The organism is Georhizobium profundi (assembly GCF_003952725.1).
GTDB classification, from domain to species: domain Bacteria; phylum Pseudomonadota; class Alphaproteobacteria; order Rhizobiales; family Rhizobiaceae; genus Georhizobium; species Georhizobium profundi.
This window is the reverse complement of sequence record NZ_CP032509.1, coordinates 3364663-3388283: the sequence shown is the minus strand read 5'-3', so window position 1 is coordinate 3388283 and position 23621 is coordinate 3364663. Positions and strand designations below refer to the sequence as shown.

The 23621-nt window shown below is 62.8% G+C and carries 21 protein-coding genes; 9 read left to right on the top strand and 12 right to left on the bottom strand.

The window, feature by feature from the left end; all coding sequences use genetic code 11:
* Positions 1-6: 6 nt before the first annotated feature.
* Positions 7-174, bottom strand: a complete 168-nt coding sequence (locus tag D5400_RS21240; protein WP_164527742.1) for a hypothetical protein — start codon at positions 172-174, stop codon at positions 7-9.
* A 178-nt stretch (positions 175-352) separates the two neighbouring features.
* Between D5400_RS21240 and D5400_RS16310 the strand changes: the two genes are divergently transcribed.
* Positions 353-1048: a glutathione S-transferase N-terminal domain-containing protein gene (locus D5400_RS16310; protein WP_126010971.1), complete on the top strand. Its 696-nt coding sequence runs from the start codon at positions 353-355 to the stop codon at positions 1046-1048.
* Between the two features lie 5 nt (positions 1049-1053).
* Here D5400_RS16310 and D5400_RS16305 read toward each other — a convergent pair whose 3' ends face one another.
* Both D5400_RS16305 and D5400_RS16300 read right to left on the bottom strand, forming a co-directional pair.
* Positions 1054-1404 carry a DMT family protein gene (locus D5400_RS16305; protein WP_126010970.1) on the bottom strand — a complete coding sequence of 117 codons (351 nt, stop codon included), beginning with the start codon at positions 1402-1404 and terminating at the stop codon, positions 1054-1056.
* Between the two features lie 200 nt (positions 1405-1604).
* Positions 1605-1952 (bottom strand): DUF2147 domain-containing protein, encoded by a 348-nt coding sequence (locus D5400_RS16300; RefSeq protein ID WP_245451326.1) that lies wholly within the window; start codon positions 1950-1952, stop codon positions 1605-1607.
* 506 nt (positions 1953-2458) lie between these two features.
* Between D5400_RS16300 and D5400_RS16295 the strand changes: the two genes are divergently transcribed.
* Entirely contained in the window at positions 2459-2725 is a 267-nt protein-coding gene (locus D5400_RS16295) for a sel1 repeat family protein (RefSeq protein ID WP_126010969.1), read from the top strand.
* Positions 2726-2783: 58 nt separating this feature from the next.
* Here D5400_RS16295 and D5400_RS16290 read toward each other — a convergent pair whose 3' ends face one another.
* Entirely contained in the window at positions 2784-3896 is a 1113-nt protein-coding gene (locus tag D5400_RS16290; RefSeq protein ID WP_126010968.1) for a pyridoxal phosphate-dependent aminotransferase, read from the bottom strand.
* Positions 3897-3918: 22 nt separating this feature from the next.
* Positions 3919-4350 (bottom strand): YqaA family protein, encoded by a 432-nt coding sequence (locus tag D5400_RS16285; protein ID WP_126010967.1) that lies wholly within the window; start codon positions 4348-4350, stop codon positions 3919-3921.
* A gap of 221 nt (positions 4351-4571) precedes the next feature.
* Between D5400_RS16285 and D5400_RS16280 the strand changes: the two genes are divergently transcribed.
* The 5 genes from D5400_RS16280 to fhuB all read left to right on the top strand — a co-directional run bounded on the left by D5400_RS16280 (position 4572) and on the right by fhuB (position 11498).
* On the top strand, positions 4572-5534 hold the full coding sequence (locus D5400_RS16280) for an AEC family transporter (RefSeq protein ID WP_126010966.1): 963 nt from the start codon (positions 4572-4574) through the stop codon (positions 5532-5534).
* 200 nt (positions 5535-5734) lie between these two features.
* Positions 5735-7804 carry a TonB-dependent siderophore receptor gene (locus D5400_RS16275; RefSeq protein WP_245451570.1) on the top strand — a complete coding sequence of 690 codons (2070 nt, stop codon included), beginning with the start codon at positions 5735-5737 and terminating at the stop codon, positions 7802-7804.
* Between the two features lie 7 nt (positions 7805-7811).
* Entirely contained in the window at positions 7812-8636 is an 825-nt protein-coding gene (locus D5400_RS16270; RefSeq protein ID WP_126010964.1) for an ABC transporter ATP-binding protein, read from the top strand.
* On the top strand, positions 8633-9520 hold the full coding sequence (locus D5400_RS16265; protein ID WP_126010963.1) for an iron-siderophore ABC transporter substrate-binding protein: 888 nt from the start codon (positions 8633-8635) through the stop codon (positions 9518-9520). The genes D5400_RS16270 and D5400_RS16265 overlap by 4 nt, the downstream gene beginning before the upstream one ends.
* Entirely contained in the window at positions 9510-11498 is a 1989-nt protein-coding gene (gene fhuB / locus D5400_RS16260; RefSeq protein WP_126010962.1) for a Fe(3+)-hydroxamate ABC transporter permease FhuB, read from the top strand. Before D5400_RS16265 ends, fhuB begins: the two co-directional genes overlap by 11 nt.
* A gap of 30 nt (positions 11499-11528) precedes the next feature.
* Here fhuB and D5400_RS16255 read toward each other — a convergent pair whose 3' ends face one another.
* Positions 11529-12704 (bottom strand): GGDEF domain-containing protein, encoded by a 1176-nt coding sequence (locus tag D5400_RS16255; protein ID WP_126010961.1) that lies wholly within the window; start codon positions 12702-12704, stop codon positions 11529-11531.
* 229 nt (positions 12705-12933) lie between these two features.
* On the opposite strand from D5400_RS16255, the gene D5400_RS16250 reads away from it, so the two are divergent.
* Complete coding sequence (locus D5400_RS16250; RefSeq protein WP_126010960.1) at positions 12934-13185, top strand: hypothetical protein; 252 nt, start codon at positions 12934-12936, stop codon at positions 13183-13185.
* A gap of 60 nt (positions 13186-13245) precedes the next feature.
* Here D5400_RS16250 and D5400_RS16245 read toward each other — a convergent pair whose 3' ends face one another.
* A complete protein-coding gene (locus tag D5400_RS16245; protein ID WP_126010959.1) occupies positions 13246-14034 on the bottom strand; it encodes a PRC-barrel domain-containing protein in 789 nt (262 codons plus the stop codon).
* 195 nt (positions 14035-14229) lie between these two features.
* On the opposite strand from D5400_RS16245, the gene D5400_RS16240 reads away from it, so the two are divergent.
* Positions 14230-14907: an HAD-IA family hydrolase gene (locus tag D5400_RS16240; protein WP_126010958.1), complete on the top strand. Its 678-nt coding sequence runs from the start codon at positions 14230-14232 to the stop codon at positions 14905-14907.
* A 36-nt stretch (positions 14908-14943) separates the two neighbouring features.
* Here the strand turns inward: D5400_RS16240 and D5400_RS16235 are convergent, their stop codons facing one another.
* The 5 genes from D5400_RS16235 to bcsA all read right to left on the bottom strand — a co-directional run bounded on the left by D5400_RS16235 (position 14944) and on the right by bcsA (position 23461).
* Complete coding sequence (locus D5400_RS16235; protein ID WP_126010957.1) at positions 14944-15336, bottom strand: DUF983 domain-containing protein; 393 nt, start codon at positions 15334-15336, stop codon at positions 14944-14946.
* Between the two features lie 217 nt (positions 15337-15553).
* The gene (locus D5400_RS16230) at positions 15554-17788 is read right to left on the bottom strand and encodes a tetratricopeptide repeat protein (RefSeq protein ID WP_126010956.1); all 2235 of its coding nucleotides are present in this window, start codon (positions 17786-17788) and stop codon (positions 15554-15556) included.
* Complete coding sequence (locus tag D5400_RS16225; protein WP_126013450.1) at positions 17785-18774, bottom strand: family 8 glycosyl hydrolase; 990 nt, start codon at positions 18772-18774, stop codon at positions 17785-17787. The genes D5400_RS16230 and D5400_RS16225 overlap by 4 nt, the downstream gene beginning before the upstream one ends.
* Before the next feature lie 50 nt (positions 18775-18824).
* Positions 18825-21275, bottom strand: coding sequence for a cellulose biosynthesis cyclic di-GMP-binding regulatory protein BcsB (locus D5400_RS16220; protein ID WP_126010955.1), 2451 nt, complete (start codon positions 21273-21275; stop codon positions 18825-18827).
* A complete protein-coding gene (bcsA, locus tag D5400_RS16215) occupies positions 21272-23461 on the bottom strand; it encodes a UDP-forming cellulose synthase catalytic subunit (RefSeq protein ID WP_126010954.1) in 2190 nt (729 codons plus the stop codon). The genes D5400_RS16220 and bcsA overlap by 4 nt, the downstream gene beginning before the upstream one ends.
* Between the last annotated feature and the right edge of the window lie 160 nt (positions 23462-23621).

Sequence of the window (23621 nt, the reverse complement as noted above, 5' to 3'; positions counted from 1 at the left end):
TTTGCGTCAGCCGGCTCGCTGCAGGCTGACATAGAGCACCAGGCCGGCGCCGCTGATGTTGTTTTCAGCACCGGCATTGGCCATCGCAAAGGCGCCCATTGGCCCGACGAAGGTGGCTGTGAGGAGGCAGATGCGCAGAGCAGTCGCGATGCCTCGCTTGGACCTGGCGATCATGACTGTCTCTCCTCTCAAGCCAGCGGCCCATCCGCTGATCGTGTCGCCTTTATAAGAAAGAGCTTCTGAACGCGGTCTGAGGCTCGCGTTCATCCAGCGTTCAGACAATCGGCTTCGGCCGCTTGCATGGCCGAATACCGAACCTACCTTGATGCCAACGCAACAGGAGGCTCCCAAGATGAACGACAGGCCTATCGAACTGCATTACTGGCCGACACCAAATGGCTGGAAAGTCACGATTTTCCTTGAGGAGGTGGGTCTTCCCTACGACGTCAAATATGTCAATATCGGCAAAGGCGAGCAGTTCGAGCCCGAGTTCCTGAAGATCGCGCCGAACAACCGTATGCCCGCGATCGTGGACCCGGATGGTCCCGGTGGGCAGCCCATTTCCGTCTTCGAATCGGGCGCCATCCTTCAGTATCTGGGCCGCAAGACGGGGCAGTTCTACCCAAGCGACGAGCGCGCACGTGTCGAGGTCGACCAATGGCTGTTCTGGCAGATGGGCGGTCTGGGGCCGATGGCTGGCCAAGCCCATCATTTCCGCCAGTACGCGCCGGAGAAGGTGCCCTACGCCATCGATCGCTATACCAACGAGGTGAACCGCCTCTACGGCGTCATGAACAAGCGCCTGGCGGACCGTGAGTTTCTAGCGGGCGCGTATTCGATCGCCGACATGGCCTGCGTCGGGTGGGTCAAGCCCCACGCCAATCAGGGCCAGGATCTGAACGATTTCCCCCATCTGAAGCGCTGGTTCGAAACGCTGCTGGCCCGTCCCGCGGTCGAGCGTGGCCTCAAGGTGGGAGAGGAGCACCGCCGCAACATCGCCAATGACGATGAGGCGAAGAAGGTGCTCTTCGGCCAGCGCGCGCGCTGAGTGATCTAGCCGAGCGGCGCCTTGAACACGAAGAAGGCGCCGCCGGCGATCATCGCAAAGCCGACGAGGTGGTTGATGGTCAGCTTCTCGCCGAGGAAATAGACCGAGAAGAAGGCAAAGATCACGAGCGTGATCACTTCCTGCATCGTCTTCAGCTCGGCTGCCGAATACACCTGATGTCCGATGCGGTTTGCCGGCACGGCAAGACAGTATTCGAAGAAGGCGATCCCCCAACTGGCCAGGATCACGATCCAGAGGGCCTTGTTCTCGAATTTCAGATGTCCGTACCAGGCGAACGTCATGAAGACGTTCGACAGCGCGAGAAGCACGATCGGCATGATGGCGGCGTAGGTCATCGAGGATCCCCGGAAGGAAGGGTGGCAGCGCGAATCGCGAGGCGATCCATTCGCTCTATACTGCCTCTCAAATTCCGACCAGAGAGATCGAGCGCCCACCCTTTAGGGTCATCCATGCCGGCTTCGTTCGGCTTTTCTGCGCACGCAAAAAAGCCGCCGGAGCGGATGCCACGGCGGCAAATGTCAGAACTTGGTACGATCTACTGGCGCTGCCAGGTCTCGCCGCGGCACAGAACCGCGAGTACACAGCCTTCGAGGCGCATATTGTTGCCGTCGACAGCCGCCTTGCCCCTGTAAGTCTTGTCTTCGGCTAGATCCGTGATCGAGCCGGAATAGTTGGTGCCCGAACCGGCCATCGCACCGATCTGCTGGCCCTGGAACTCGCCGTTCTGAACGGTTCCGCAGAAGCCGTCGCTGCACGGCGCGAAGGTCACGAGCGTGCCCGTGGACGGACGCAGCCACGTGCCTTCGATCGGCTCGGCGGCATTCGCCTGAGCCGCAAGGCCAAAACTCATCACGCCTGCCAGAATGACTGCGCGCATCATCATCGATTGTCTCCTCCTCAAGAGCGATCGCCGAAGCCTCCCGGGCGACCGTGCCCTCTTATAGATGACGCGCACGTAAGCGTAAACAGAATTGGCGCTCTGCGTGCGCATCTCGCCGTGGAAATTCCTGTCCGGCAGAGCGAGTCCGCGTGCCGATAAGAATCACCGCCGTTATTCGTGGTTAGCAGCCGGTGAAAATCGCTCGGTAAACATCCTCTAAAATTTGTCTCAAAAGCGCCGCGCCGCAGCGGGTGCGATGTTTAACAAAAACCCAAATTTACCAAGCATTTGAACTTTGTTTGTCTCCAGTTAAGCACGCCTTTTAACGGCGGTTTCAAGCCTTCCGGGCATAGTAGATCACATCAGGGAGACGCCGCGGCAAGACGGCGCTGACACCCCGGAAAGACCGGAAAACCGGCACCGGGCAACAAAAAGAAAAGCAAAAGACGCTCTCGGAAAGAGTGCGACAGGGACAACGAAGAAAACGAATTCGAACGGGGATATGAGATATGGCTCGCTTTGACATTCTGGATCACGAAGTTTCCGCCCAGGGCGGCAAGACCAATGCAGACGTCTTCTGCGAAATGGGCCTGATGTATGCGACCGGCCGCGAATGCGGTCAGGATCTGGTCGCAGCCCACAAATGGCTGAACATCGCCGCCATCAAGGGCTCCGACCGCGCCGCCGAACTGCGCGCCGACGTTGCCGCGACGATGTCGAAGAGCGAACTCGCTGCGGCGCTGCGCGCTGCCCGCGAATGGATGACGATGCACTGATCGATCGCTGAGGGACCGGCAAGACGCTCCGCAAGAAGGGTGCGGCCGGAGATGTCCCTCAGCCGCGGGCGGCTTTCAAGGCCGCTGGCAGCCGTTCTGCGAAGACATCGAGCTCGGCCTCTGGCGCCGCGCTCACACGGATGCACCGGTTCAGCGGTGCGACGCCGGGCATGCGCACGAAAACACCGCTTTCGACCAGCGCGGTCAGCACGCTCTTCGCGAACACGCCGTCCTGGCCGCAGTCGATGGTGACGAAGTTGGTCGCCGAGGGCAGTGGCGTCAAACCATTGTCGCGAGCGATCTCCGCGATCCGTTCACGCGCTTCGGCCACGGCATCGACGACGCTCTTCAGATGCGTCTGGTCGGCAAGTGCTGCCTGCGCCGCGATCTGCCCCTGGCGGTTGACGCCGAAATGGTTGCGGATCTTGTCGAAGGTGCGGATCGTATCCGGCGCTCCGATCGCGTAGCCGACCCGCATTCCTGCCAGCCCATAGGCTTTCGAGAAGGTGCGCGTGCGGATCACGTTCGGCCGGTCGAGAAAGGCATCTGCCGCAGGCAGCGTGCCATCTGGCGCGGTTTCGCCATAGGCTTCGTCCAGCACCACCATCGTTGTCTCCGGAACGGCATCGACGAACGCTGCCACCTGGCCGGCGTCGACGAAGCTGCCCATCGGGTTGTCCGGGTTGGCGAAATAGACGAGCGGTGCGTCTTCCCTGCGGCAGGTTTCGGCGAGCGCTTGCCAGTCCTCATGATCGTCCCGATAGGGCACGGTAACGAGCCGCCCGCCAAACCCGGCAACATGGTAGTTGAAGGTTGGATAGGCGCCGAGCGACGTCACCACCGGCGTGCCGGGCTCAACGATCATGCGCACGATCAGGCCGAGCAGGCCATCGATCCCTTCGCCGACTGCAACTGCGTCATAGGGAACGCCGAGATGCGCCGACAGCGCGGTCTTCAACTGGTAGTTCTCCGCATCGCAATATTTCCAGGCTTCCTTGCCCGCTTCAGCCATGGCCTCGACGACCTTGGGAGAGGGGCCGAAGGCGCTTTCATTAGCGCCGATGCGCGCATCGAACGGCCGTCCGCGTTGACGCTCCTGGGTCTCCGGCCCGACGAAGGGGATCGTTGCCGGAAGACCGGAGACGAGTGACGTGAACCGCGAAAATCCCATAAAGCGCTCCTTGTCCGGTGGCTCAGCGCGCAATGGCCGAGGTCGTGTAGGCGATGACGATGTAGCGTGCACCTTTACCGATCGCCACGAGAATGATGAATGTGAGCAGCTTGGTTTTCATCACGCCGGCAAAAAGCGTCAGCGCGTCGCCGAACAGCGGCACCCATGAAAACAGGAGTGCATAGACCCCGTATCGGCTGAACCAGCGTTGCGCCTTGTCGAGCTTGTCGGGCGAAACCGGGAACCACTTCCGATCGCCAAAGCGCTCCACATAGAGACCGAGGATCCAGTTGATGATCGATCCCGCCACGTTGCCGACCGTCGCCACTACCACGAGCACCCAGATCGCGGTCGTCCCGGTGCTGATGAGATAGATGAGCACAGCCTCGGAAGTTCCGGGCAAGATGCTTGCCGAAACCATGGCGGAAAAGAACAGGCCTATAAGTTCGGTCAAAGGAGATGGTCCTGGGATTGCTGGAGCCGAGAGGCGTCCAGGAAGGCAGCTGCGTCGGGTTAGCGTTTGCCATGCCTTCGAGGCTGCTGCAATCTTCGTCGGGGTCAGACGCGTGATTGCCTGGCAGCAAGGGTGTACAGGCGCAAATTGCGGGCGTAAGCAAGCTTTGCCCCCTATCGCTGGCACAATCGCCTTCGCTGCCCCACCTCCCAAAGTCTGCCATGCCGCCCTTCGTCGAGACGATCCTTTTCATCTTTGCCCTTATCGTCATCGGTTATGGTGCGGCCGCTCTCGGTCTTTTGAAAGCCCAGACGGGCGAGGGGCTCAGCACCTTCGTCGTCTCCGTCGCTCTGCCGATGCTTCTCTTCAGAACGCTGCTCGCAGCCGACTTCGGCTCCGGTCTGCCCTGGGGGCTGTGGATCGCCTATTTCTCAGGAATTGCCGTCACCTGGACGCTTGGGCACATCACCATCCGTCAGGTGTTCGGGCGAGACGCACGGGCAGGCGTCGTGGCCGGCGTGACATCCGCCTTTGCCAATCTGGTCCTTCTTGGCCTCCCGCTGATCGCCGGCATCTACGGGCCCGAGGGCCTCTTGTTGCTGAGCCTGATCATCTCCATCCATCTGGTGATCCTGATGGCTGTGTCGATGTTGTTGTTCGAATGGGCGCAGCACAAGGATGGAGTGTCGAAGGGCTCGATCGGGATCGTCGCTTTCGTGCGCAGCTTCGGCCTGCAACTCATCCGAAACCCGCTGATCGTCGGCATTCTCTGCGGGCTGATCGGGCGCCTGATCGGCCTCGAACTGCCTTCGCTCGGCAGCCGTCTCGTCAACAGCCTCGCCGATATCGCAGCCCCCCTGGCGCTTTTCGCCATGGGCATGAGCCTGCGCAATTTCGGACTTGCCGGACACCTGATGCCCGCCGCAGCGCTGACCTTCCTCAAGCTGATGGTGATGCCCACGGTTGTCCTTGTCATGGCGCTTATCTTGGATTTGCCACCGCTAACCGCGCAGGTCGCCGTCGTCTCGGCCTCGATGCCCGCAGGCGTCAATTCCTGGCTGATCGCCAACAAGTTCAACACCGGCCAGCGCCTCGCCTCGACGGCCATGACAATGTCGACGCCGCTGGCGGTTTTGTCGACGCTCTTCTGGGTTTTCGTCGCAGCCCATGTCTTCGGCGGCTGATCCTTTCTGGAGCGGTAAACTCAAGTTTGAAGTTGACTCGGATCATCAACTTTAATATCGCGCCCCTTGGCTAGGCCATCGGGGGGCGTCGTTTCACATGCCCTTGGCGGTGGCGGCCACATCGCCAGGGGAACATGATGGCCGCAACGTCCTGCAAAACACTGCTTCGATTGGCGCTTTTGACTGGCGTTTGCTTGCCAGTGTCAGCACTTGCGCAAACGCCCACCGAACTGGAATCGATCGAAGTGCAGGGCGTCTTCGACGACGGGCAGGGGCCGTTCGAAGGTTATGCCGCCGAGGCGAGCGTCAGCGCCACCAAGGGCGGTCGCCCGATCATCGAAACGCCGCAGGCCGTCAGCGTCGTGGGCGCCGACTTCATCTCCGACACGGCGGCCCGCACGGTCACCGAAGCGACGCGCTATTCACCGGGCATTCGTTCCGAAACATTCGGGAATGATGCCCGTAACGACTGGTTCCTGCTGCGCGGCTTTACCTCCCAGGTGAGCAGCTATTTCGTCGACGGCCTCGCGCTGAAATCCAGCGACAGTTTCGCCACTTGGAAGATGAACCCCTATCTGCTCGAGCGTATCGACGTGCTGCGCGGCCCATCCTCCTCCCTTTATGGCTCGTCCAACCCCGGCGGCCTCATTAACATGGTCACCAAGCGGCCGACGGGGGAGATCGGCGGTGAGATCACGACCGGCATCAACGAGCATGGCCGCGGGAACTTCGGCATTGACGCACAAGGCGTTGCTGGGCGCTCCGGCGATTGGGCCTGGCGCTTCGTGGCTTCGGGCAATGCCGGCGACACCGAATATGATTTCATCGACGACGATGGCTTCGCCATCATGCCGTCGCTCATCTGGACGCCGAGCGAGGATACGACGCTCGAATTATACGCCAATGTTCAGGCCTTCAGCACCAATGGCCAGAACTTCCTGCCCTATGTCGGCACCGAGGTCGACGCGCCCTTCGGCCGGATCGATCCGGAAACCTTCACGTCGGAGCCCGGATACGATGCGTTCAAGCGGACCCAGGCCATGGCGGGGTACGAATTCGAGCATCGCTTCAACGACCGGGTGACGGTGCGTCAGAACCTGCGCTACGCGCATCTCGACATCGACTTCACCAATGTCTATGGCGTTGGTTACGCGACCGGCTCGCCCACCGCCACGAACGCCGATCTGGCGCGCTTCAACTTCATCACGACGCCGCAACTCGGCCTGTTCTCGGTCGACAACCAGGCGGAATTCCTAGCCGAAACGGGTCCGCTTTCGCACACGCTGCTTTTCGGGGTGGACTATGCCCGCTTCGATCTCGATGACGAGGCCGGTTTCGACTTCGCCCCGTCGCTCGATCTTCTCAACCCGGTCTATTCCGGCATCACCGCACCGACGACGCGCTATAGCGACCAGAGCACGGTCCAGCGCCAGCTCGGCCTCTACGTGCAGGATCAGATCGAATACGGAAACTGGGATCTCGTCCTGTCCGGCCGGTCCGATTTCGTCGACACCGATATCGACAACAATATCGGCGCCGACAGCTCCCAATCCTCCGAAGCGCTCTCAGGCCGTGCGGGGCTGATGTACGGCTTCGACAACGGCATCTCGCCCTATGTCAGCGTTTCGCGCTCGTTCCTGCCCGTTATCGGCACCGACAGCGTCTCGGGCGCGGCATTCGATCCGGAAACGGGGATCCAGTACGAAGCCGGCGTGAAGTACCAGCCTGCCTTTCTGGGCGGCGGGTACATCGGCCTTTCCGTTTTCGACCTGACGCGCGAGAACGTCGTGACGTCCGACGGCATCAACTTCAATCGCCAGATCGGCGCCGTGAATTCGCAAGGTTTTGAACTGGAAGCGGCCGGCCAGATCACGCCGGATCTGAAGTTCGTCGGCTCCTACACCTGGTACGATCTCACGATCGAGGAGGGCAATCCGGTCGAGATCGGCAATGTGCCGACCGCCGCGCCGGAGCAGTTCGCATCTCTCTGGCTGGATTACACCGTCCCGCAAGGCGCGCTCGAAGGCGTGAGCGTCGGCGGCGGCGTTCGCTATGTCGGCCGCTCCTATGCCGACACCGCCAACACGCTCGAAGTCGGTGACACCGTGCTCGTCGATGCCGCGTTGCGCTACGAAAAGGATGCGTTCGCGGCCGCGCTCAACGTCTCTAACCTCTTCGATGAAACCTATGTCGCCGGCTGCAGCAGCCCTACCGCATGTTTCTACGGCGAAGGCCGCGAAGTCGGCCTGACGCTGAGCTACCGCTGGTGATCGTCCAATGACGGCCCTTTCCGCCTCGCCGTTGACAGGGAAGCCCGTAGCGCTCGACGCTGCGAGCTTCACATTGGACGATGTCGGCCTCACGATCGGCCCGGCGCGGATTCTCTCCGGCATAACGAAGCGGTTTGAAGCCAACCGCATCTATGGCCTGATCGGCCCGAACGGCGCGGGCAAGACTTCCCTTGTGCGCATTCTGGCCCGCCATCATGAGCCGAGCGAGGGCAGGGTCCACTATGCAGGGCGCCCGCTCGGCGAGTGGGCCGCGCGCGCTTTCGCCTGCAGCGTCGCCCACATGCCGCAGCAGCTGCCCTCCAGCCAGCAATTGTGCGTGAAGGATCTTGTCGCGCTCGGGCGCTACCCGTGGCACGGCCCCTTCCGCCGCAAATCCTCGGCAGATCAGGCAGCCATCGAGGAGGCGATGCGCGTTGCCGACGTGGCGGATTTTGCCGACAGGCTCGTCGATACGCTGTCGGGCGGCGAGCGCCAGCGCGTCTGGGTGGCGATGATGGTGGCGCAGGCCGGCCGGTTCTTGCTGCTCGACGAACCGACAGCCGCGCTCGATATCGCCCATCAGGCGCACCTGCTCGAGCTTCTGCGCGGCGTTGCCCGCGCGCGCCGGTTGGGCATCGTCATGGCCTTCCACGACATCAACATCGCCGCCACCTTCTGCGACGAGGTGCTTGCCATGAAGAACGGCAAGCTCATCGCCAGCGGCACGCCGGCCGAAATCATCACACCGGAAATTCTGAGCGCTGTCTACGACATCGACATGTCGACGATGCCGCATCCGACAACCGGGCGACCCATCGGGTTCATCCGATGAGACGAGCCGCGTGGCTTCTGGCGCTTCTGCTCGCCTCGCCGATCGTGCTGGCAGCTGCCCAGACGGCCGCGCCACGTGTGATCGCAGTCGACTGGGGCCTTGCCGAAACCCTCGCCGCCATCGGCGCGCCGCCAAGCGGCCTGCCCGAGATGGCCGGCTACGATGCATGGGTGAAGACCCCACCCATGCCGCCGGAGACTGCCGAGCTCGGCCTGCGCGTCACGCCAAGCCTGGAGTTCCTGGCAGCCGCAAAGCCGGATGTCATCGCAGTCACCAGCCAGCTCGCAGCGATCGATCCTATCCTCAGCCGCATTGCGCCGACCCGCTCGCTCGATATCTACACGAGTGAGTTGACGCCGTTCGACCATGCAGTGGCGGCCGCCCGTGAGCTCGGCGAGATGACGGGCCGCGAGGAGGCCGCGGCAGAATTGATCGCCGACACCGATCGCCGGATTGCAGCGCTTGAGGAGCGCATCGCCGGTCGGGCGACGAAGTCCGTGCTGATGGTGAGCTTCATGGACGACCGCCACGTGCGCGTTTTCACCAAGGGCAGCCTGTTCGACGACGTGATGGCACGTGCCGGCCTTTCCAACGCATGGACAGAGGCCGGCAATTTCTGGGGCTTCGCAATGGCCTCCATCGAAAATCTGGCCCGCATGGAAGACACCGCGATGCTGATCGTCGAGCCGATCCCGGAATCGGTGCGACTGAAACTCGAAGATCCTCAACGCCGCAGCCTGCTCGGCCAGCTCCCCGCCTTCGCTCCCGGCAATTATCGCCTGATCCCGCCCGTCTGGCAGTTCGGCGCATTGCCATCGGCAGGCCGCTTCGCCGATCTGCTTCTCAACGAAGCGGACTTCCTGGAGCGCGCCAATGCGCTCTGATCCCTCCATCTCGCGGACCGGCTTCGTCCTGCTCGGCGCAGGCACAGTGCTGGTCGCAGCCTTTGTCCTGCTCAATCTCGACCGTCTGCTGCCCACGACTGGCCTATCCGGTCTGTTTGGTGGTGAGGCGCTGCCGCTGACCGATGGCCTGATCCTCAATTACGCCTACTGGCCGCGTCTGCTGACGGCACTCCTGGCCGGTGCGGCATTGGGACTGGCCGGCGTCATCTTCCAGCAGGTCCTGCAAAATCCCCTCGCAGCCTCTGAAACGTTAGGCGTCAGCGCCGGCGCGCATCTGGCGCTGACGCTTGGGCTTCTACTCGCGCCAACGCTTCAATCGGTGCATCCGGAATTCTTCGCGGTCGCCGGTGCATTCTCGGCCTGGGGCCTGATCGCGCTGATCGCAAGGCGCTACCGCGGCGATCCGCTGACGCTTATTCTTACCGGCTTCGTGGTCAGCTTCGCGCTCGGCGCAGTCTCGAGCCTCCTGATGCTGCTCAATCAAGAATATCTCACCTCGCTCTTCATCTGGGGTGCGGGGTCGCTGGCGCAGGATGACTGGAGCTCGGTCGGCTTTCTCGTGCCAAGGCTCGCCGCCTGCATCCTGATCGTTGCGCTTCTGTCGCGCGCCTTGCTGCTGCTCGGCTTCGGCGACGATGCGGCGCGTGGTCTCGGCGTTTCATTGAAATTCGCCCGCCCGCTGCTGCTCGGCGTGGCGGTGTTTCTCTCCGCGAGCGTTGTGGCAAGCGTCGGAGTCATTGCCTTCATCAGTCTCGCAGCTCCCCATCTGGCGCGCCTTGCCGGTGCCGAACGCCTGTCGTCGCGGCTGATCGGCGCGCCGATTGCCGGCGCTCTGCTCGTGCTCGTGATCGATCAGGCCATCCAGCTTGCAACGCCCGGACAATCGGCCTTGCTGCCGACCGGCGCGGTGACGGCGCTGATCGGTGCTCCGATCATGATCTGGCTCCTGAGCCGGCTTCCGGCCATCGCGCTTGAGGGCAGCGGCCGCGTCGCCTCCGTGACCTCCGCCGTATCGGCGCGGCCCATGCAGGCCCTGATGGTGGCGGCGCTGGTCCTCGTAGCGGTGCTCGGCGCTGCCTTGCTGGTTGGCCGCGGTCCGGAAGGGCTCACCTTCGGCTTCGATGTCGGGGCAGGGGCCATGGAGTGGCGCCTGCCGCGCGTCATCGCCGCGGCGGCTGCCGGTCTCGGCATCGGCGTTGCCGGAACGCTGGTGCAGCGATTGTTCGCCAACCAGATGGCGAGCCCCGAAATCCTGGGCGTCGGCGGCGGCGTTGCCGTCGGCCTCATCGTGTCTCTGCTCCTGTCGTCGACCGCCGGCGTCGGGCTGCAACTGCTTGGAGCGATCGGTGGAGCGTTGACCGTCATGGCGCTTCTGATGGTGCTGGGAGGCCGACGCGGCTTCCAGGCCGAACGCCTGCTGCTGATCGGCATCGCGGTGACCGCTCTTCTCGACGGCGTCGTGCTCCTCTTCCTGGCGCTCGGCGATCCGCGCTCGTCACAGGTGCTGGCCTGGATGGGTGGTTCTACCTATCGCGCGACGATGGAACTCGCTCTGGCCGTGGCCGTGATCTCGATCGCGAGCCTCGTCGCCGTGCTGCCCTTCTCGCGCTGGCTCGATATCCTGCCGCTCGGCGACGAGGCGGCGCGCGGTCTCGGTCTGCCCATCCGCGCCGTTCGCTTCACCATCCTGATTGTTTCGGCGATCGTGACGGGTGCCGCCGCGCTCGTCATCGGGCCGATGAGCTTTGTCGGCCTGCTTGCACCCCATGTCGCCAACCTCGCTGGCCTGCGCCGCGGACGCCATCAGGTGATCGCGGCAGCGCTCATCGGCTCGGCGCTTGTGGCATTTTCGGATTGGGTCGGCCGCATCATCTTCGCGCCCACCGAGCTGCCGGCGGGCATTCTCGCGGTCTTCATCGGTGCCTCGACCGTCGCGGTCTTCCTGTTCCGGCGATAGGCTCGTAACAGATGGCGACGCTGGCTGCTCTCAGGCGGCTGCCGACACCGAAGCTGCGTGACCGCTTTCCGCAGGTGCCGGGGTGTCGTCGGCCACGACACGGTTTCGCCCCATGCTCTTGGCGACATACATGCGCGCATCGGCCCGGCTGATGGCAGCGTGGATGCTGCGATCGACCGCGCGGATGCTCGCGATACCGAAGCTTGCCGTGATCGGCTCCCTGATGCCGATCATCGAGAAGTCGGTTTCGCCGAAAGCTTCCCGGATGGTTTCGGCCACGCTCGTGGCTTCAAGATTGGAATGCGTCGGCAGGAAGATCACGAATTCCTCGCCGCCGAACCGTGCGGCGTGCGCTGTCGTGGGGAGGGCATGCTTCAGGAGTGCCGCGAAACCGGCGATCACGCCGTCACCGGCAGCGTGGCCATAGAGATCGTTGATCCGCTTGAAGCGGTCGATGTCGCACAGAATGACGGCCCCCTCGCTCATCCTGTCGATATGGGCGAGCGTCATGTTTTCGAAGCCGCGCCGGTTGAGCAAGCCTGTGAGATAGTCCGTCTCCGCCGCGTCGCGATAGCGGTCCAGCACGTCCAGCGCGACCGCGCCAAGCCCGACCAGCGCGAAACTGAGCCCGATCAGCGTTCCGCTCACCTGTGCCGCATAGGCATAGAAAGACGTTGCGTAGGTCGCAAAGCTTGAATCGGCTGGAGCGATCGCGGCGAAGACCAGGGCGCGGCCGACGAAGTCGAGAGTCGCCATGACGGCGAGAACGACCAGAACCCTGTCCACCATCTGCCGGGGCCAGCCACCAAGGCGTGCGATCGGGAGAAGCAACAGCAGCCCGCATGTGAAATCGACGGCGAGAAGCTCGAAACGCAGGCTTTCCGCTGCGAAGATTGCATAGACGACGAGACCGAATCCGACCAGGGAAAGCAGGATCCGACGGCCGACCTGAAGCCGCTGCGCGAAATGCGCCGATAGCCCGAGCGAAAGCGCGAGATAAGAGAGGATGAACACCGCATCGACGAGCAGCGTGCGCATTTCGTCGCCGAGCGGCTGGAACGCAACTTCACCGGCGAACGCGACCGCATGCCCGACGAAGCCGAGCGCCCACCAGATCGCGACGCGCGATCCATAGAACCACACGAGCAGATAGGCGCACGCAAAGATCAGCATCACCAGCGGCGGCAGGAATGTGAAATTGTCCATATCCAACCGCTTGCCCCGTCAGCTGCGCCGATGCCCCGGCGCGAATGATAGAGCCTGTTCCCCAATGCGATCTTAACGCGGCAAAGCCATGCAGGTGCGCTTGCTGTTGCGATCGAAAAGATAGAAGATCAGAGCCGTTATCCGAATTATAAGCGCATGCATGGTGGGTTCGGCCCTAGGGGTCCGATCTGTCTCTTCACCATGTCGGCAGCCAGATGGAGTTCCGCCAATGAGCAACGTGCATACGCTTCACGGTGACAAGCGCTGGAAGGCGGTGGTGGAGTACAATTCGGCCAATGGACTGATCGAAACGACCCACTACCTGGAGGAATTGATCGAATTGCACATGCTCATGGAGCGCGGCCCCGACTGGAATACCCTAGAAAAGTGCACCCTGACGCTCAACCGCCACGACGGCGGCGAGATGCAGGAGCGGGTCTCCAAGGCCGCGCAGGTTCAACTGTCCGAGGCGTCGTCGTGAGATGACGGATGGACTAAGCCGCCATCGGCGGCCCGGCATTCTGAGCGACCTAGCAGCCGATTACTGCTGAATAGGTTTCAACGGGGTCGCATCTTCGAGCAAAGCAGCTTCCGGAACGAGGCTTTGGAAGATCGCATCGTTGGTCGCACGCCAGCTTTCGTCGTCCAGCCATTTGTAGTCTTGATCGGGCATGAGCGGCACCGCTTGCACTTGCTCGTTCGAGATGCGCAAGAAGAAGCTTCGCCGCTGCTGATCGATCACGAGATATCGAAGCGGCACAACCAGGCTGTCCTCGCCCGGCACGAAGAAGCCGCCAGAAGCGACCACGGCATAGTCCCAGCGATCGCGTGTCCCAATGATTACGTTGCGCACTTCACCGACGATCATGTCGTCCGACGTGCGCACTTCTGCGCCAACAATCTCACTGGCAAGAAGCCCAGGGTCGAGATCGGCGAGGCTCACCAGTGCTCCCTCATTTGGTGCTCCCCTCGTTCCCTGAATTTGGCCCAGCCGGTGCCATTCGGGTTGACTTGCGGCCAGCTGCTGATCGGCCGCGTCCTCATCGTTGTTGCCCATGCGGCCCATGGCCGGAGCAGCGATCAGTTCGCGTATGTTGCCGACAAGTCGTTCGCAGTCTCGTTCCATGCCATACACCCAGAGCAGATATGCAGCGTCGCGTAGCGCACGCAGGTCAAGCACGAGATAGCGGTTCTCCGGATCGCGCAGTTCAGGCTTTTCGAGAATGGCCTGCTCGAGCTGGGTGTCTGAAATGTTGCATGCGGCCATGACCGGTCCGCTGCCGAGCGCGAGTGTGATCGCAGCAGCAGCGAGTGCTTTCAATTTTGTCATCGATGTTCCGACAGGAGCTTGTTTGGCCTGACCCCGTTATTTACGGGCAGGCAATTCGGCATGAAGCATCCCGTTTGGCTTCATCCATTAGCTGTAACTCAATTGTATCCATTTTGTTCCCGCGCATATCCAAGTATTTAAGCGTCGACGATTGATCAGCTTATCGTCGTCGCGACATCGATAGGACGCCGAAATATGAACTTTCACGACCATTTCCTCAGCAGAACCTTTGATGCAGTCCTCTTCGATATGGACGGCACGATCCTGACGTCGATCAAGGCCTCGGAACGTGTGTGGGGTGCCTGGGCACTGCGGCACGGTCTCGATCTCGACGCTTTCCTGCCGACGATCCATGGGGTGCGTGCCATCGACACCATCCGTAGGCTGAACCTGCCGGGCATCGACGCCGAGGTGGAAGCAGCCAAGATCATGCGCGCCGAAATCGACGATACGGAAGGCGTAGAGCCGATCGCTGGCGCGGCACATTTCCTGGCGTCCCTGCCGGCTGATCGCTGGGCTGTCGTGACATCGGCGCCCCGCGCACTGGCCGAGCGCAGGATTTCGGCAGCGGGGCTTCCGATGCCGCCACAGATGATCACCGCCGAAGATGTCGCAAAGGGCAAGCCCGCTCCCGATTGCTTTTTGATGGCAGCGCAGCGCCTCGGTGCGGACGCGGTGCGCTGTCTGGCGTTCGAGGATGCTCCAGCAGGCATCACCGCCGCGGAGGCGGCTGGTTGCGCGGTCGTCGTCATAACGGCAACGCACGCTCATCCTCTGTCGACGCACCACGTCCAGGTTTCGAACTACAGCGAGTTTCAGCTGGGGTCCGGAAGCGCATCAGGCATTGCGCTCAAGGGCCGGTCAGCCGGCTGATCGTGCCAGACCGTTAGTATCGGAGGCGGAGACCGACTAGTCGTTCCGCCGAACCAGCTTGCCCTCTTCGGCCTTGTGGTGGAACTGGCTCGCGACGAGCCAGCCCTTGAGCGGCCTAAGCGGCGGAATGCACGTCGCAAGGATCAGCGGCAGCGAAACGACGAGGTGGAACCAGAAGGGCGGCTGAAAAGACACTTCGGCCCAGACGGCAAAGAGGATCGAGGGCACGCAGCCGAAGATGATCACGAAGAAAGCAGGCCCGTCGGCTGGATCCGCAAAGGAATAATCAAGTCCGCACACCTCGCACCGCGGCGCGAGCTTCAGGAAACCATTGAACAGATGACCCTCACCACAGCGCGGGCAACGGCCTTTGATGCCGACGCGCCACGGTTCGAGTGGTGGATACTGGTAGTCATCCTGGTGGTTCATGATATTGCCTTCCGGCCATTGGTCTTTTGAAATGGATGAAGTCATCCGCATCGCTGTCACCGGCGCGATGCCAGAAGCCGTCTTACGGGGCAAACCAGCGCCAGGCGGTGGTGTTCCGACAGATCATGCTCTCAATGCCTTAAGGTGGCATTCCTGTTTCGCGGGGCACGAAAAGAGTTTGCCTGCCTTAGTTGCTGCGCCGTGGCATCCAAAGAACCTAGCGCTGGCGGCCCGTCTGTTCGCGAACGGCGGCCAGGCCTCGAAGCCCATCCCGGTTTCCGGTGCCCGCGACGGCCTGGAACACGCGCTCCGCATCGCCGTAGCGCCGGAGGTTCAGATAGGCGTAGCCGCGCAGAACCATCAGGTCGTTGCGCTCCGGCGCGATCTGCGCGCGCTGGTCGAGCGCCATCAACGCCTCGACGTAGCGGCGCTGCTCGAAGGCGCCTGAAGCACGCTCTGAAAGAATATTGGCTTGAAGTTCGCCGGCGCGCTCGGCCGTCATCGGCGCGCTCGCCGCCGCAACGGCCGCTTCGTCGACGAGACCCGCGCGCAAATAGGCAAGGCTTTGGCCATAGGCAGCATCCCTGGCCGTGTCGCCTTGGCCCCTCAGCGCGACTTCGAAAGCCTTCGCAGCTTCGAGCGGGCGGTTGATGTCCATCAGGCACCAGCCGCGCGCAAGCGCTGAGGCGGGCGAAAGAGATTCGGGATTGAGCGTTTGGGTGCAGCCGCCGGTCGCGCGCGCAGGAGCCTGCTGGATTGCCCGCGGACGGGGAGCGGCAGCCATGACGGGTGCAGCCTGCGGCGGAGCCTGCTGTACCGGCTCCTCGGCCGTATAGGCGAGCGGCGTTGTCATGGGTTCGGTGGTGGCAAGGGGAGCGGCCTGTGCGGGCGCAGGGGCGGGAGCCGAAGCCGGTGAAGGCGAGACGGCAGGTGCGAGAGAGGGCGGTGCAGGGGCAGCTTCGGCCTGCGGCGTGCCGACCAGCATGATCCGCTCCGATCGCCCGGCCCACAGCCGCTTTAGTTCCGCGAGCCCAGCTGCATCAGCCAACTGAAACCGAGTGAGAGCGAGGCCGTAGGCGGAAGCCTCGTCCTCGGGGTCGAACTGCAGGGCGCTTGAAAACCATTGCCCGGCCGTCTCGTGCTGGCCATAGGCGCGCGCATACCAGCCAAGCTGCTGAGCCGCCGGCGCGTTGCGTGCTTCGGCAACTTCGCCGACGATGCGGGTCAGAACATCGCCGCTGAGCACGACGCGGGGTTCGATGGCAAGCAGATTGGCAGAGGCGGCGAGATAGACGCCGCGCCGCTCTTCGTTTTCGTCGCGGTAGGGATATACGATGTCCTCCGCATCGGCGAAGCGGTCGAGGGCGATCAGCGCCAGGGCCAGGCCCTCGGCCGCATCCCCTTCCGCCTTGCGCTCGAAGGCCATGCGGAACCATTCTTCAGCCGTTTGCGCATCGTCATGGCCGAGATAGTACCAGCCGAGCAGACGCGCATCGCTCCCCCCGTCGCCTTGGCGTGCGAGCCGCTCGACGCGGGCGAGCGTTTCCGCATCGACCACGATCGTATCGTCCTCGCCGGCCGCCGCCAGAGCATCGCGTGCAATGGTGTCGCGCACCGGCGCGAATTCGCCGGCACCGGCATCGTCGAAACGCTCGAGCGCCAGCAATTCGTCCCGCATCTCGGCGCTCAGCAGCTGCGCAGCGTTCTGCATTGTTGCAAGCCGTTCCGCCGTGTTATCGCAATTGGTCAACACGTAGCGATAGGCGTCGCGCGCCCGTCCCTGACGCTCTGTCATCGCGAAAGACTCGGCCACCCGCCACAGCACGTCGACTTCGCTGCAGGTCAGAAGTCCCGGATTGGAAGAGCCGATGCGGATGACCGTTTCGTATTGGTCGAGATTGGACGCGTTGACGAGACGCTCGCGCGCCTCGGCCAGCGTCAAGCGGTCGAGAAGGTCGACGGGCGGTTCCCAGTTGGGGTCGTTCATCTGGCGCGTGGCGATCGCCTCGCGTGCCTCGGCAAACCGCCCTTGCGAATAGAGCATCCAGATCGCTTCGAGCAGGGAGTCGACATTCTCCGGCACCGCGAGAGGGTCGGCCGGCGGGGTCCACTGCGGATAAAGAGCCCGCAGGCGCGCGATCTCGATCTCCAGCCGTCGCGTATCGCCCTGGCTCGCGAAATACCGAAGCGCCGTCTCGTCGATGACGGGCATCGGCTGATCCGCCGCAGGTGCCGATGCCGGTGCCGGTACCTGAGCCGGAACTTGTGCGACAACCGGAGGCTCCTGTGTGGGAGCGGGCTGCTCCTGCGCCGCGAACGGTTGCGCCGGCGAGACCGCACCGGTCGGTTCGCCCGGACGCGCGCCTTCTAGAATCTGCCAGTTCTGTGCCAGCGCCGATGAGGCCAGTGCCAGGCTGACCGTGAAGGCGAGAGCTGCCGTGCGCGCCTTCATTCGAGGCATCCCGAATGGTTCTCGCGCAGATGCGAGAGTGCCAGAAGATGAAGCGTGGAGGGATAGTAGACGGTCGGCGCAAAGGTACGCAGATCGGATGGGATCGCAACATCGTCGACGACGCAGGAGATCATCGCGGGAATGATCCGATAGCCGGCATCGCTCAGTGTTTCCGTTACGTCGCCCGTCGTCAGGTCGATCAAGTTCAATTCCCCGTCGTCACCCACCATGCCGTCGCGCAATCCGTCGAGATAAGTCGCGTCGCCCATCCCGCCTCGCATCAGGTAGAGCGGGATTCGCACGGCATTATAGCTAAATTCCGCTGGAAATCCGTCGGCTGGTCGAGGCTCGCCCGCAAGTGACAACCAGTCCGGCGGCATCTGGCGATCGGAGAAGCCCGCACGTGCCGCAAGAGCGACGCCGCTTTGCCCGATGGCATCCCAATCTGTGTCAGGCGCCAGATCGGCAAGCACCGGAAACGCCTCGAACACCCAATAGGAGAGATTGACGATCGGCCCGTCCTCGCGCTCCTCGGCTGAAAAACCGGTGGCCCCGGCCGAAAGTAGAAGCTGCCCCTCGTGCTCGAAGGTCAAATGCATGCCGATCGCCTCCGCCATGCGCGTCGCGGCTTCGGTGAAGCGTGGATCCTCCCACCCTGCGCCGGCCCTCGCGAGGGCATAGGCGATCAGAATGTCGCCATCGGTGGCATTGTTGATGTCGGTGACGTTCGGCGTCGCGTCGGCCTGCCATTTCCAGGCCGCCAATCCGTCGTCGCGCAGCAAAAGCTCGTTGCGCGTGAATGTCCAGATACGCTCGAAATCGGCCCGAGCTCCTGCAATCTGTGCGAGCAGCAGCCCGTAACCCTGTCCTTCGCTGTGGCTGATGCCGTCATTGGCATCGTCGAGCACGCGGCCTTCCTGTGTGACGAAGCGGCTGCTGTAGAGCGACCACTCGGCGTCGCTGATGGGCGGCGCGCTCTCGCTCATCGCTGGCCCGGTGGTAAGTGCGAGAAATGCGGCGGCAACGGCATGGCGCTTCAACGGCGTCTCCCAAGCCGCGAAAGCAGGCCCGACGTCGCAGCCCCCACGACGATGCACACGAAAACCAGTGCAAGCGCATAGGACAGGATGTTCGACGAAAGCCAGTTCGCGGCGATAAGGCGATAATTTGCAAAGGATGGCGGCTGCGACTCGATCAGTGAAATTGTCCCGGATTCAAGCACCCGCCCCGGCAGACCGTCAGCGGAGAAGGCGGTCAGATGGCCGGCCAGCTGGCTCCAGTTTGTATTGCGCACGAGTTCGCGTGCACCCTGTTGCATGCCCGCTTCATCCGGTGCCGTCACGACCGTCCAGGTGCCGGTCCCCGATGGATTGATGCTTTGCGCAACGACCATCGTATCCCCTTCGGCAGGCACGAAGGGGGCGTCCTGCTCAGGCGCGAAGCGCAGCATGTCGCTGGTGATGTTGAAGGTTTCCGAAGCCCAATTGCGCAAGGACTCCGTGGTGCGCGCGATCCAGCCTGCCTGCATCTGACCGCGCCAGGCCTCCATCGTCACCGGAACGCTTTCACCGGCGACGGGGCTGCCGATCTGGCCGGTAGAGCGCGCCGGCGCCCAGTTCGTGGCGGCTTGCGCGTCGATCCCGACCTGCGTCAAAACACTGCCAGCAATGCTTGCCGGCGTGCCGAAGAAGATCGCGCTCCGGTCGCGGGCGATTTCTGCCGACATGACCAGTTGCGTCGGCACGATGCGCCCGCTCGCGACCGACATGCGCGCCAAAAAGTTTGCAGCTGCCGAAAGGCTCGCCGTGGATCCCCGGCCGATCATCAACGGCACAGGGTCTTGGGACAGATTGTACGGGTAGCCGGTGCCGGCCACGGCGGCGAGATTGGGTATCTGGCCGATGCGTGCAAAGTCCGGAAGAACGAACTGCGACGTGTCGAAGATCGCAAAACGCGGCGTGGTGTCGGTGGTGGCACCCGGCGCACAGACTTCGTCGGCGCGGGTGATGAGGTCGACCTCGAACAGCACCGTGTTCACGCCGGGCTTGAAGTGCTCCATCGTGACCTTGATGGGAAACTGGCGCAGGACCGCGCCGCGCCGCGCGGTCATGGGTACGGATGTCGCGATGTTGCCGTTGACGTAGACGTTGATCAGCCCGCCCGGCAGAACGGCACCCGTGTAGGCGGCGTCGAGCAATATCCGCGCCTGTCCATAGGAGCCGGCATAGAAGTCCGAGGGCACGGCAAACTGGAAGGCGCGGGCGTAGCGGCGTCCCGAGAACTGTTCCGAACCGATACCGAGTTCTGCAAAGCTAAGGGCGCGCCCTTCGTAGATCATCGGCGCATTCGGAGTCCAATTCGTCTCGGTTGTCAGAAATTCTCGCGGTGCGCCGGCCGGCCGATCCACCTGCTGCGCAATCTGCGTGATGGCTGTCAGCCATTCCTGCTGGGTCTGGCCGGTCACGATCAATTTGGGCGAGGTGTTGCCTTCGCCATCGACAAGCATGAGCGTCGGGCCGCTGATCTGCGCGGGCTCGATCTCGGCCAGGTCTGCGATATCCTCCGCTGTTCCAGCAAAAACGCGCAGGTCCGGGCCGTCGATCAGCCCATCCTCGTTCGGCGCAACGGAAAACTGCGGATCCGGAAAGCTGGACGAGAGCGCGATCGCCTGGGTCAGTCGCAGCAGTTCGGCGCCGATGTCGCTGCGGGCCAGAACGGGTGCGATGATCGCGATATCGGCGCTGCCGTTCATGTCGCCGCTGAGCGCGCGCAGATCTTCCACGCCTGTGAGGCCGATTGCGTCGGATGTCGGAAAGGCGAGGAACGTGCGTGCTCCGTCGAGCTCGGTCCAGAGCTCGTAAGTCGATTCGATGCTGCAATCCGTCCGGTGCCGTTGCACCGCCTGAACGGAGATTTCGTTGCGTCCCGGCTGCAACACGCCGGCAGCCAGATCGACGGTGAGTTCGCCCGGGTTGCCCGGCGCCTGGATGCTTTCGTGGAGAACGGACACGCCATTGATGGAAACGGACAGGCGCGACGCTTCCGGCGCGACGACCACGGCGTTGCGGTAGCCGACGTTCAGCCGCACAGCTGAAGCTGCCTGTTCCTCCGTCAAATAAATCGCCCAGTTGCGCCGACTGCCTTCACCATTCAGCCTCAGCAACGGCTCCGGCAGGAGATAGCGAAGCGTGTCTGCTTCGGCGGATGTTGCGGGCTCGGACGGCTCTGGGGCAGGCGAGGCCGACGGCTCCGTATCCGCATCGGAACGACCGTCTGGATCAGAGAGCGAAGGCGGCTCGACGGGTTGGGGCGTTGCCGGCTCCGACGTTTCGCGCTCCGGTGTCGAGACTTCCGGCGATGCAGGTGCTTCGGGGGCGACATCTTCCTCGATAATCGGTCGTTCGGGCGACATGTCGAACGGCGTGCCTTGCGCATGCGCATCGGCGGCGAGGAGCAGTGCTGCAAGGGCGATTGCAGTGCGCGTCATGCGCGTGCCCTCTTCGCTTGCGCAGGGGCGCCCACGGCGGAATCTCCGGTGCGGAACAGATAGGTGATGCCGCGGATGGTCTGATAAAGCGCAAGGCGCAAAAACCATGCTGTTCCGAGCAGAACACCGGGATTGCGCCGGCGCGAGGCCTGGAAATGGGTCCACTGACTTGCGTTGGCGAAGATCAGATCGGCGACCATGCGGTGATGCACGGTCTTCATGCGCACAAAGGAACAGCCAATGGCCACCGCGTCGCCTTCACGGTCCTTGTTGCGGATCGTGACCGGCAGGATTTCCGGCTCCGTGCTCCAATGCGGCGTGAAGCGGATGCTGGCTTGGCCGGTGTCGACGGCGGCAAGCGCGCTGTGGCCACTGACGCGGAGGCGGGCGCCGTTGACGGAGACGTCTTCGATCGTGGCAGGCACCCAGATGTCGCCCACGCCGAATTCACACCGTCGGTTGATCTGGACGCGCCGGGTCGCCGCCCGCTCGCGCCGTTCGGCAACGACACCCAGCGCCGCTCCTGCCATGACCAGGTTGAGAAGGTTCCAGGCACCCACGACCAGCGTGACATCTGCCTTGTAGGGCTCCGCATAGATGCGCCACACCGTCACGAAGACGCCGATCAGCAGCACGCCGAAGATGACGAAGAATGGCCGCGACAGCTCCGACAGGCGGCTCGTCGTGATCGTTTCATCCTTCGCGGTCACCTTGAACGTCGGCTTGCGCGGATTGAGCGCGACCGAAATCACTGCCGGCAGAAGGTGGACCGTCTGGATGTATTCGTAGAGCTCGGAGATCCAGGGCCAACGGAACGACCCATAGAGGTAGTTCTGCATCATCAGGTTCACGGCCATGTAGCTGAGCGTGTAGGCGAGAAACTCGCCGCCCGAAGCCGTGAAGATCTGAAGATCGAGAAAGAGGTAGAACAGCGGCGCGAAGAGAAAGATCGTGCGCGGGAAGGGAAACAGCCAGAACAGCGTGGACGACATATAGCAAAGGCGCTGCGGAAAGGAGAGCCCGCGCTTGAGCAGAGGAAACCGGAACCGCAGGATCTGCATCATGCCCTGCGCCCAGCGCGAGCGCTGCCCGATGAAGCTCGAGAAGGTCGCAGGCTGCAGGCCGGCAATCAGCGGCTTGTCGACATAGACGCTGTTCCAGCCGCGCGAGTGCAGCTCGATGGCCGTCTCACAGTCCTCGGTGATGGAAATGCCGCTGAAGCCGTTGCTTTCCTGAAGCGCCTCGCGCCGCAGCACCGCCGCCGAGCCGCAGAAGAACGCCGCGTTCCATTTATCGAGACCGCGCTGGATGACGCCGTAGAACATCTCGTTTTCCGACGGCATCTTTTCGAACGTCTTCAGATTGCGCTCGAGCGGATCGGGATTGAGGAAGAAGTGCGGCGTCTGGACGAGGAACAGTCGCTTGTCCTCGTTGAAGTAGCCTACCGTCTCGCGCAGGAACGACCTCGCAGGTGCGTGGTCGGCATCGAACACCGCGACGAGATCACCCGTCGAATGGTCGAGCCCGTTGTTGAGGTTGCCGGCCTTGGCGTGCTCGTTGCGGGCGCGGGTCAAATAGCGAGCGCCGAGCTCTGCGCAGAGCTTCTGCAGATTGGCGCGCCGCGCTTCTGCAATCTGGCCTTCGATGACGTTGTCGGAATTGCGCTTCTGGTCCGTGCCACCGTCGTCAAGCAGCCATACGGTCAGCCGATCGGCCGGATAATCGAGCGCCATTGCAGCCGCGATCGTGTCCGCCAGAAGCACCGGGTCTTCATTGTAGGACGGGATGAAAACATCGACGCTCGGCAGGTCGTCCTCGTCGACCGGCTGAGATGGGCGCGAGGGCAGGGGCCGCGCAACGATGAAGAGGCTGAGGAACAGCATGAAGACGCTGTACATTTCGGCCAGATAGAGCAGCAAGCCGGGAATGAAGCTTTCCAGCTGGTTGACCGGCGGCAGCGTGCTGGTCGTGCGCCAATAGACATAGCGCAGCACGATGGCGGTGCCGAACGCCAGCGCCACCAGCCGCCAAGTGCCTTCCGATTTGAAAAGCTTCAGAAGGATCATGATCAGGAGCACGATCGTGCCGGCAATCAAGTGCGTCTGCAGGTTGATCGGTAATGAGACGATGAAGACGATGCAGGCGGCCGCGATGAGCCAGACGAACGCAAACAGGGGCTTGGCCATCAGAAGGGTCCCGGCACGATAGTGATCATCTCATGTCGCCCCAATCCTTAGATTGGCTGACAATTCTCGGCGGATATACGCCATGCCGCTTGCGCGGGTTTTCCGAAATCCGTTGTCATGCTTAACCAATCTTAAAGCGAGAGAGCAATCAATGCGTGTT

What these genes read in the sequence shown, in the direction of transcription:
- D5400_RS21240 (WP_164527742.1), bottom strand. Translation starts at nt 174, where the DNA reads ATGATCGCCAGGTCCAAGCGAGGCATCGCGACTGCTCTGCGCATCTGC.
- D5400_RS16310 (WP_126010971.1), top strand. Translation starts at nt 353, where the DNA reads ATGAACGACAGGCCTATCGAACTGCATTACTGGCCGACACCAAATGGC.
- D5400_RS16305 (WP_126010970.1), bottom strand. Translation starts at nt 1,404, where the DNA reads ATGACCTACGCCGCCATCATGCCGATCGTGCTTCTCGCGCTGTCGAAC.
- D5400_RS16300 (WP_245451326.1), bottom strand. Translation starts at nt 1,952, where the DNA reads ATGATGATGCGCGCAGTCATTCTGGCAGGCGTGATGAGTTTTGGCCTT.
- D5400_RS16295 (WP_126010969.1), top strand. Translation starts at nt 2,459, where the DNA reads ATGGCTCGCTTTGACATTCTGGATCACGAAGTTTCCGCCCAGGGCGGC.
- D5400_RS16290 (WP_126010968.1), bottom strand. Translation starts at nt 3,896, where the DNA reads ATGGGATTTTCGCGGTTCACGTCACTCGTCTCCGGTCTTCCGGCAACG.
- D5400_RS16280 (WP_126010966.1), top strand. Translation starts at nt 4,572, where the DNA reads ATGCCGCCCTTCGTCGAGACGATCCTTTTCATCTTTGCCCTTATCGTC.
- D5400_RS16270 (WP_126010964.1), top strand. Translation starts at nt 7,812, where the DNA reads ATGACGGCCCTTTCCGCCTCGCCGTTGACAGGGAAGCCCGTAGCGCTC.
- D5400_RS16265 (WP_126010963.1), top strand. Translation starts at nt 8,633, where the DNA reads ATGAGACGAGCCGCGTGGCTTCTGGCGCTTCTGCTCGCCTCGCCGATC.
- fhuB (WP_126010962.1), top strand. Translation starts at nt 9,510, where the DNA reads ATGCGCTCTGATCCCTCCATCTCGCGGACCGGCTTCGTCCTGCTCGGC.
- D5400_RS16255 (WP_126010961.1), bottom strand. Translation starts at nt 12,704, where the DNA reads ATGGACAATTTCACATTCCTGCCGCCGCTGGTGATGCTGATCTTTGCG.
- D5400_RS16250 (WP_126010960.1), top strand. Translation starts at nt 12,934, where the DNA reads ATGAGCAACGTGCATACGCTTCACGGTGACAAGCGCTGGAAGGCGGTG.
- D5400_RS16245 (WP_126010959.1), bottom strand. Translation starts at nt 14,034, where the DNA reads ATGACAAAATTGAAAGCACTCGCTGCTGCTGCGATCACACTCGCGCTC.
- D5400_RS16240 (WP_126010958.1), top strand. Translation starts at nt 14,230, where the DNA reads ATGAACTTTCACGACCATTTCCTCAGCAGAACCTTTGATGCAGTCCTC.
- D5400_RS16235 (WP_126010957.1), bottom strand. Translation starts at nt 15,336, where the DNA reads ATGAACCACCAGGATGACTACCAGTATCCACCACTCGAACCGTGGCGC.
- D5400_RS16230 (WP_126010956.1), bottom strand. Translation starts at nt 17,788, where the DNA reads ATGAAGGCGCGCACGGCAGCTCTCGCCTTCACGGTCAGCCTGGCACTG.
- D5400_RS16225 (WP_126013450.1), bottom strand. Translation starts at nt 18,774, where the DNA reads ATGAGCGAGAGCGCGCCGCCCATCAGCGACGCCGAGTGGTCGCTCTAC.
- D5400_RS16220 (WP_126010955.1), bottom strand. Translation starts at nt 21,275, where the DNA reads ATGACGCGCACTGCAATCGCCCTTGCAGCACTGCTCCTCGCCGCCGAT.
- bcsA (WP_126010954.1), bottom strand. Translation starts at nt 23,461, where the DNA reads ATGGCCAAGCCCCTGTTTGCGTTCGTCTGGCTCATCGCGGCCGCCTGC.